Origin of the sequence: Paenibacillus woosongensis (assembly GCF_009725165.1) — a bacterium.
Taxonomy (GTDB): Bacteria; Bacillota; Bacilli; order Paenibacillales; family Paenibacillaceae; genus Fontibacillus; species Fontibacillus woosongensis.
Genome location: NZ_WNZW01000024.1, coordinates 1 through 8,836, shown reverse-complemented (window position 1 = coordinate 8,836; position 8,836 = coordinate 1). Strand labels below are relative to the sequence as shown.

Below are 8,836 nucleotides of genomic sequence, written 5' to 3'. Positions count from 1 at the left end.
TGTGTACCTTCTTTGGCTGCGTTGCAGTTATCGGGAGAATCAGTACCGTGAATGGCTTTATAGTAATCATTGTCGGTGGAATAGCTTAAATTGGGGAAAAGACTGTACCCACCAATAGCCCATTTAACATTGCTTAAATTGGCTTCACTAGCATAATCCACCACACCAGTAGTAACTGACTTACCACTGTTGTAACAAAACATGGTGCCTCGTTTTGTTTTTACATTACACGCTTGTCCGCTTCTAGTTCCCCCAGTCCTGACAGCACTCCCACCTTGCATTGCAATACCTAGCAAAGAAGATCCACTAAAAAAAGTACCATTTACACCAAAGTAAGCTTGATCATTAACTGATTTAGCACCAATATCAACTACAGAGATGGATGCAAGATCAGCTTTTATTGTGTGTACTGTTTTACCATTATGTGAGTAGCTAAGATGTTGTGCAACTGTGGCCATATTAAAAACCTCCAATAATTTATTAGTTGAAATCGGCGCCTGATTTCTATACTTATAAAGTGGAATGTAGGCCAGTAAAATACAACCTTGAACTAATTATTTATTAGATCTTACTGAGTTGCGGTTACATTAGCCAAGAGTATCGACTACCCTTAAGTCCCCCCAAAAAAATCCTTCCATGTTCTCTAACTCCCCTCTACGTCTACATTTATAATATAGTCACACAGCAGCAAGGCGGACTTAAGCTACATTTACTAATAACAAGGGGCTGCAGGTGATGGGCCTCATAGCGGTCAACTCGCAGCTAGATCGCTGTCAAACTTCTTTGTTGCCTACATCCACCGCTATCCCAGATAGTCCAAAGAAATGGTTGTAAATTTCAATTTCTTCTTATATTTTCTTTACTAACAGGAACTTCAAAAAGGAAGGTGAGCGCGGCTTGGGGAAGACCGAACTGAATAAGAGCAAGGTGAACCATAACAAGGTGGGTCGTAACAAGTTGATTAAGCCTGGGGGAAATAAGAATAAGATCAATTTACTGACCAAGCTATTAATTTCCTATTTGCTGGTGCTGCTGTTTCCGGTCATGATTATTGTGCTGTATTACTATCCGTATTCGGCGGAGGTGGTCAAAGAGAAGGAGATGGACTGGAACGCTCACATTACGGAGCAGTTCATGACGTCGATGGATACGTTCACGCGGTATGTGTACAATCTGCCGTTCGAGTTGGTGCAGAATCGGGAGTTCCGGCTGTATCAAGCCGAGGAGAGTGATTACCAGCGTGTGCTGATTGCGAATGAGATGAAGAAGTACAACGCGACAGATGCTTTTATATACAACACGCTGCTGTATGTGAGAAGCACCGGTTATTTGTTCTCCAAAACTGGAAGCGCATACAGTGTGCAGGATATGGGGAAGCCGGGGGTTGGTTTTTATTATGAGAGCTGGCCTCATAACGATCTGACCGAGACGCTGAACATGCTGGATTCTCCCATGGTTCGGCCTGTAGAGGGGGTGCTGGTCCCCGGTCATAACCGGGTACGGATGCTGACCTTCCTGCAGCCGCTTCCGGTGGGCGGCACGAGTTCGCCTGGCGTGGTGATGATCATGGTCCGGGAGGATACGATCCTCCGCATGATGCGGTCGGTCTCGGAAGCGTATAAGGGGGACTTCTTTATTTTTGATGCGCAGGGACAGCCGATCGTTGCCTCCAACGAGGCGCTAGTTCAGAGCTCGGGAGATTTAACGCAGTTGGTAAGCAGTCTGGGAAAAGATAGCGGCTCACTCTCTGATACGTTCGGTAGTGCGTCCACTGGTACGGCCTTTGGCTCGTCCTCCGTTTCCTCCCCTGGCTCGAACCAGGGTTCGTCCTCCGGCATTCAGCGGATCAACGGCGTATCCTACCTCGTATCCTATTCGGTTTCGGATAAGAACGGCTGGAAGTATGTCAGCCTGCTCCCGGTGTCGGAATCGCTCCAGGGGCTGCGTACGATTCAACTGAACACGATTCTGCTTGTTGGAGGCATTTTGCTACTTGAAGTGATTGTCATCTACGTCTCGATCCGCAAAAACTACCACCCAATTAAGCGTTTGGTCGAGTTCGCCGCAGGTTTGTTCGAGCCGGAGGAGCGTGGGCCGATGAACGAGATCGAGGCGATCCGTTATACGTTAAGCGGTCTATCTGCGGTCAACAGCCGACTGGATGAAGAGGTGAAGGAGACGCTGCCAATCATGCGGGACAATATGCTGCTGGAGCTGGTCAACGGGCATTTCCTGAGCGGGGAGCAAGTGCAGCGGGAAGCGGAGAAGGTAGGAGTGAGTTTGGACGGAGCGCGCGTGACGGTGGCTGTCATCTCCTGTGATTCCGAGACGGAGGAGACGAATCTTGTGCTGCTTTATTGCAAAAACCGGGAGAGCCAGCTGCCTGAAAGAGTTCAGGGTTATTTTTTCAAAAGCAACTATCATCATGAGATTGTATTCGTCTGCTCCCATGGGGAGGACTTCTCCGTTCAAGCGTATTTAGCCCGGCTGCAGGAGGAGCTCCAGGTGCGAACGGGCTGGAAGACGATCATCGGCATTGGCGAGCCAGGGGAGGCTGTAAGGACTGAGGGACATAGCCAGCCAGAAGGAGCAAGAAGGACTGAGGGACAGGATCAATCTGAACTAACTTGTACGTACATCATCGATCCCAACTCAGCCCATGTCTCCTACTTGCAGGCGCTGCGTACGGTCGAGCAGCTGCGGCTGCGCCATACGAGCCCGATTCTGAGCTTTGCTGAGATCGAGACATCGCCGTCCGGCACGGTCTCTTATTTCGCCGAGCTGTTGCAGTCGCTGGAGCTGGCGATTTTGAAGAACGAAGCCTCCCTGGTGGAGTCGCTGATTGAGCGGATTGTCTGCTATCTGAACAGCGAAGGGCTGCCTCCGCATATGCTGCGGAGTGTGTATTTGAACACGGCCAGCGTGATTTTTAACGGGCTGCAGCGGTTCCGCCATGATGACCAAAGCCTGCTGCGTCTGACAGATGCGGCTTTCCAGCCTCGCTATACGCTGGAGCAGATGACCGGAATCATCCAAGAAAGTGGCGCCAAGCTGTGCGAGATGATTCGCGAGACGCTGCCGAAGGGACGCGCGGCTTCCCGCGAGGAGATTCTTGCGATGATCGAAGACAAGGGGATGGACCCGAATTGCTCGCTGCAGCTGATGGCTGATCATTTTGGCATGTCGGTCTCGAATTTCAGCCATCATTTCAAGAAGGAGATGGGGCAGAACTTCAAGGAATACATCGACCGCCTCAGAATTCAGAGGTCGATCCAGCTGCTGCGGGAGAGCGAGGGGACGCTGGAGGGCATCGCCGCCCAGGTCGGGTTCACGAACACCTCGAGCTTCATCCGCTCCTTCAAAAAAATCGTCGGCACCACACCCGGACAATACCGCACCACCCACAGAAGCTAAGCTCCGTTCCATCCGGAGCTGTCATGGCAAGCTGCGGTAGGGTCGACAACCATCCAAGCATGCCCGGACCCGCCCTGTCCGAACAGGGAGCAGTGCGCACGATGCGGCTCCCCACCAACAGGGCTGTATGGCCCGTTAATGAATCTGCCTGCATAAACCATCGCAAGGGGCATTTTTTGAAAATCTACAATAATTGAAGCCGCCCCGGTACGGCCGGGAACAACCATCTAGCCACACACTGCATTAAGCGCTTTCGAAAAATGAAGATCCGCACAAAAACTGCCCGTTTACGCGGCTTGGCATCTCCCGTTACTGTCTAAGGTGCCTGCGATTCAGTCCAGGCAAAGCTGTGGCAGCGGTCTGTATCGATCGGGCCCATATCAAATGTGTGGAGGTATGGATATGCGGAAAAAGGTAAGCGTTCTCACATCATTCGTCTTGATCACAGCCATGCTGCTGTCGGGGTGCGGTTCAGGGGGAGATAGCAAGTCCGCGGGGACAACGCCCGGGAATGCGTCCGGGGAGAAGGTGAAGCTGACGGCGATTATGACCAAGCATCCGCTCACCAAGCCGCTGGCGGAAATGGAGTGGCTGCAGGCGGTCGAGGATGCCGCCGGAGTCGAAATTGAGTGGCAGGAGATTACCACCGACTATGGGCAAAAGAAAGGCACGATGCTGGCCAGCGGCGACATCCCGGATCTGTTCATCGGGCCGAATGTCATCACGGATGCGGATTTTGCCCAGTTCCAGGGGTTGTTCCAGGATTTGTCCGGCTTGCTCGACCAGGCCCCGAACGTGCAGAAGATGTTCAACGAGAAGCCCGAGACGAAGCTCATCGCCACGCAGCCGGATGGCAAAATCTACGGCCTCCCCAAATACCAGCGGTTCTGGCCGTCAACCGGCACCAGGCAGTTCATCAACCAGAAATGGCTGGATGAGCTAGGGCTGCAAAAGCCGACGACCTGGGATGAGCTGTATGACGTCCTCGTCGCTTTTAAAGAGAAAGACGCCAACGGCAATGGCGATGCGAAGGACGAGATCCCGATGGATTGGCCGGGCGGGATCGGCGGGTATTTCAATCCGGCCGTGCTTCTGGGCAGTATGGGCATCACGCTGTCGGAGGGCAGCAGTCAGGGCTATTTTGTCGAGGATGGACAGATCAAGAATTTCCTCATCGACGAACGCTACAAGACCATGGTGGCTTTCCTCAACAAGCTGTATAAGGCGGGACTGATCAATCCTGAAGTTTTTACACACGACTATACGAAATATCAATCGATCGCCCGCGGGGAAGGGGACACGGCCAAGGTTGGCTTCACCTGGGGCTGGGTGGCGTCCGATCGGTTCGGGGAGCAGCTGGCCCCGCAGTATATTACTCTGCCTCCGCTGAAGGTCACCGCCGATTACACGGGGAAGCTGTCGTGGAGCTATGATTACTACTCCTTGAACTACGGTACGAATCACGTCGTAATGTCCGCCAAGACGAAGCATAAGGAAGCGGCGATGCGCTTTATCAATGAGCTGTACGATCCGAAGGTCGGCATACAGGCGTTGTTCGGCTCGATCGGCCCGAATATTGAAGACCATGGAGACGGGACTTACAGCGTGCTGCCTCCGACTAATCCGGAGATGGACCCCGGCACCTGGAAATGGACGTCCACGATGGCGGATCACGGGGCTTTTTATATCCCGGACGATTTGCAGCTGACCCTCGGCAAAGACATGCAGGAGGTGCTCGGCCAATCCGAGCCTTTGGATGAAGCGCTGAAGGTGGATCTGGATAAGGATGTTTTTCCCGGCTTGTTTATCAAATACTCAACCATGGACAACAACACGATGAGCCTGAACAACACGAACATTATGAACCTGGCCGAGTCCAGCTTCGCCAAGTGGGTGACCAAGGGCGGTATCGAGGCAGAATGGGACGCGTACGTGAAGGAGGCCCAAAAGGCTGGCATCACCCAAAATCTAGAGATCATGCAAAAATACTACGAGGAATATAAGAGCAAAAAATAAGGGGGGAGCATATGCGGACTCGTAAAGGGCTAGTTCACGCCGCCACGCGCGATTATCAACTCTGGATCATGATCCTCCCGGCAATCATCGTTATTCTGATTTTCAATTACATTCCGATGTACGGGATTCAGCTCGCTTTTCGCGACTATGACTTCAGCAAAGGGCTGACTGGGGGCGAATGGCGGGGACTGGCGTATTTTCAGCAATTCATCGACAGTTATCTGTTCACCGACCTGATGCGGAACACCTTTCTGATCAGCCTGGCGAGCATTGTGCTCGGTTTTCCGGCTCCCATCATTTTGGCGTTGATTCTCAACCAGATTCGGCGCAAAAAAATGAAGCAGCTCATGCAGACGACCGTCTATCTGCCGCACTTCATCTCGATAATCGTGCTGGTCGGCATGCTGAATGTGTTGCTGTCGGCGGAGACCGGCGTCGTCGGTCATTTGATGAAAGCGGTCGGGCTGGGGCATATCAACCTGCTCGCCTCAACCAGCACCTTCATTCCGGTCTACGTGCTCTCGGATATTTGGCAGCACTGCGGCTGGAACAGCATTATTTATCTGGCTGCCCTGTCCACGGTTGATCCCCAGCTCTATGACGCAGCCCGCATCGACGGGGCCAGCCGCTGGCAGACGATTCGCTTTGTTGATATTCCGGCGCTTGTGCCGACGATTATTATTTTGTTCATTCTCAGCATGGGCAACATTCTCAGTACCGGCTTCGAGAAAATATTCCTGATGCAGAACTCGCTCAACCTGCCCGTGTCCGAGGTCATTGCCACCTATGTGTACAAAATTGGGATCGTCTCGAGCCAGTTCAGCCTGGCCTCGGCGATCGGCCTGTTCAATACGGTGATCAACTTCATCTTCCTGTTCGCCATGAACACGATCTCGAAGCGGGTATCCGAGACGAGCCTATTCTAAAAGCCTATGAGGGAAGGAGGAACGGACATGGATCGTACGCATAAGCGTAATGGTGGAACCGACAAAGAACATACTCGAATGGGCCGCCATGGGGCCTTGAGCAGCGACGGATCCGGACCAAGATTCCATGGGGCCTTGAGCGGCGACGGATTCGGATTAAGAATCCATGGAGCCTTGAGCGGTGGCGGAATCTCACTCAGCCAAGGAACTCCAGGCAGCAATGGGCAGCCAGGACTCGATAGCACCATGCCAAGCAACCAGGGGGCCGGGTTAAGCGCCCATAGCCGCAGGCCAAGTATCGGTGGAACCGGGCCGAGCATCCATGGAGCCCCACCGCCTATCAACAGAAACCGAGCACGCCTCAACGGCAAAGAGCTCGCCTTCAAAATCACGCTCGGGCTGCTATGCACGTTTATTTTTCTAATCATCGTTTATCCGCTTTATTTCATCGTGATCGCTTCCTTCAGCGACTCCACGCTCGTAGCGACAGGCAAGGTCTGGCTGTTTCCGAAAAACATCAGCTTCTTCGGATATCAGGAGATTTTCAAGGATATGCGAATCTGGACGGGCTACCGGAACACGGTGTTCTACACCCTGTTCGGCACCTTGGTCAATATGCTGTTTACGCTGCCTGCGGCGTATGTGCTGTCCCGGCGGGAGTTCCGGGCGAGGAAGGTCATTATGTTTATTTTCGTGGTGACGATGTTCTTCAACGGGGGACTTATTCCGACTTACCTTCTAATGAAGGATTTGCACCTGACAAATACGATTTGGGTGTTCATTATCCCGTTTTGCGTCAACGTGTTCTATCTGATTATCGCCCGGACGTTTTTCGAGAGCTCGCTGCCCCAGGAGCTGCACGAGGCCGCGGTCATGGACGGCTGCTCGCATTTCATCTTTTTCTTTAAGGTGGCGCTGCCGCTTTCGAAGGCGATGATCTCGGTAATCGGCCTCTATTACTTGGTCGGGCATTGGAATGACTTCTTTACCGCGCTGATCTATATCCGCAATAACAACCTGCAGCCGCTGCAAATTATTTTGCGAGACATCCTGCTGTCCAATCAGGTGTTTGCCGGCGGGGCGGGCACCGGAGGAGACGCGGGAGGTTATGCGCAAAGATATGCCGACCAGATCAAATACGGCGTCATTATCGTGTCTACGCTGCCGATTCTAGTGATCTATCCGTTTATCCAGAAATATTTTGAGAAAGGCGTCATGATCGGTTCGATTAAGGGGTGACCTTGTAGGGGCGTCCAACGTTCTGTTTATGTATGAAATTACCGTCCAAAACGGCAGCCGCTGCCGCCATTGGGCGGTATTTTTGTGTTAAAACGGGCGAGAGGGCCGTATGTTTATAAAATCATCCCGCGCAAGGGTTCCAGGTATTCGCTCCCTATGTTAATCTGGATGTATCTATGGGAATAGTTGCAAATGATTAGGAGGTAAAATTGATGGCTGAGACAAGTCATATACTGGAATGGACGCTTGTGTCCGAGTGCCCGATTCCCCCGGATGTGAACAACCTGCTCGTTCCCGGGGAAGAGGCCGTTGCTGCCTACAAAACCTTTCGCGACAGCGCCATTTTCACCAACAAACGATTGATCGTCCGGGATGCGCAGGGCTTTACGGGCAAGAAAGTCGAAATCTACTCGCTGCCTTACTCCTCGATTGATATGTGGTCCACGGAGAATGCGGGCGGATTTCTCGATATGAACGCCGAGGTGGAACTGTGGACGCGTGCGGGCCACATTAAGGTGAAGCTGCAGAAAGGCGTCGATATCCGCAGGTTCGATATGCTCATCGCGAATGCGCTGTTAACCAAGTAAGCTGTATGGAAGGAACTCGTATTCCCCTGTTGTTGAATTTTATTGTTCAGGCCTAAAGTCGGAATTATTCATAGAGCTAGGATGAAAGACACTTTTTGTAGTGTCTTTTTTTGTATTTTCATAGGTATACCGATTTATTCCTTAAAAGTAGGCATTTTGGTAAAATATCAGACACTAATATTTTCCTGAAATGAGGTTGGACAAGCTTGAATAAGGTGGATCCTGGCCGAGTCGGGGGCTTGGCTCGCGACCTGGAGCGTTTGGAGCGCACGATGGAGAACGGAATCACGGGAATGTCCAGGGAATTTAACCGGCTCATAAGCGATGTGGAGGCGGCCTATTCCGATCCGTCCGAGCACTACGTGCGTTCCGCGGCGCGTGAAGCCAGCGGCCTGCTGCGGGAAATTGGTAAGCTGGCCGAGCGGATTGACGAGCAGATGAGGAGGAAGGTTCAGGCTTTACGTTATGCGGAAAATACATACATAAAGGCAGAGAAGGATTCGGCAAAGGCGACCGGGGTGAAAAAATCAGCGACGTTTACCCTGAAGGGGACGATTCAGAGCTGGTTTCAGCGCTTCATGGAGAAAGCGAGACAGAATGTCGCTGATCCAGGCGAGGCTTCGTCTGCAGCGTCGCGGCCATCGCTGCTGCAAT

General features: G+C 52.2%; 7 protein-coding genes and 1 pseudogene. 6 read left to right on the top strand and 2 right to left on the bottom strand.

The window, feature by feature from the left end; genetic code table 11:
• Nucleotides 1–458 (bottom strand): annotated as a pseudogene (locus GNP95_RS25355) (hypothetical protein); the annotation flags it as partial.
• A 484-nt stretch (nucleotides 459–942) separates the two neighbouring features.
• Here GNP95_RS25355 and GNP95_RS25350 point away from each other — a divergent pair.
• The gene (locus GNP95_RS25350) at nucleotides 943–3,414 is read left to right on the top strand and encodes an AraC family transcriptional regulator (RefSeq protein WP_330163623.1); all 2,472 of its coding nucleotides are present in this window, start codon (nucleotides 943–945) and stop codon (nucleotides 3,412–3,414) included.
• Here GNP95_RS25350 and GNP95_RS25345 read toward each other — a convergent pair.
• Nucleotides 3,411–3,641 (bottom strand): hypothetical protein, encoded by a 231-nt coding sequence (locus GNP95_RS25345; RefSeq protein WP_155613592.1) that lies wholly within the window; start codon nucleotides 3,639–3,641, stop codon nucleotides 3,411–3,413. The genes GNP95_RS25350 and GNP95_RS25345 overlap by 4 nt on opposite strands.
• A 175-nt stretch (nucleotides 3,642–3,816) precedes the next feature.
• On the opposite strand from GNP95_RS25345, the gene GNP95_RS25340 reads away from it, so the two are divergent.
• The 5 genes from GNP95_RS25340 to GNP95_RS25320 form a co-directional block, all read left to right on the top strand.
• Nucleotides 3,817–5,430, top strand: coding sequence for an ABC transporter substrate-binding protein (locus GNP95_RS25340; protein ID WP_155613591.1), 1,614 nt, complete (start codon nucleotides 3,817–3,819; stop codon nucleotides 5,428–5,430).
• Nucleotides 5,431–5,441: 11 nt separating this feature from the next.
• Nucleotides 5,442–6,356, top strand: coding sequence for an ABC transporter permease (locus GNP95_RS25335; RefSeq protein WP_155613590.1), 915 nt, complete (start codon nucleotides 5,442–5,444; stop codon nucleotides 6,354–6,356).
• Nucleotides 6,357–6,602: 246 nt separating this feature from the next.
• On the top strand, nucleotides 6,603–7,595 hold the full coding sequence (locus tag GNP95_RS25330) for a carbohydrate ABC transporter permease (protein WP_230874008.1): 993 nt from the start codon (nucleotides 6,603–6,605) through the stop codon (nucleotides 7,593–7,595).
• Between the two features lie 212 nt (nucleotides 7,596–7,807).
• Nucleotides 7,808–8,182, top strand: coding sequence for a PH domain-containing protein (locus tag GNP95_RS25325; protein WP_155613589.1), 375 nt, complete (start codon nucleotides 7,808–7,810; stop codon nucleotides 8,180–8,182).
• A gap of 206 nt (nucleotides 8,183–8,388) precedes the next feature.
• Nucleotides 8,389–8,836, top strand: a 448-nt coding sequence (locus tag GNP95_RS25320) for a hypothetical protein (RefSeq protein ID WP_155613588.1), incomplete at its 3' end; no start/stop codon positions are given.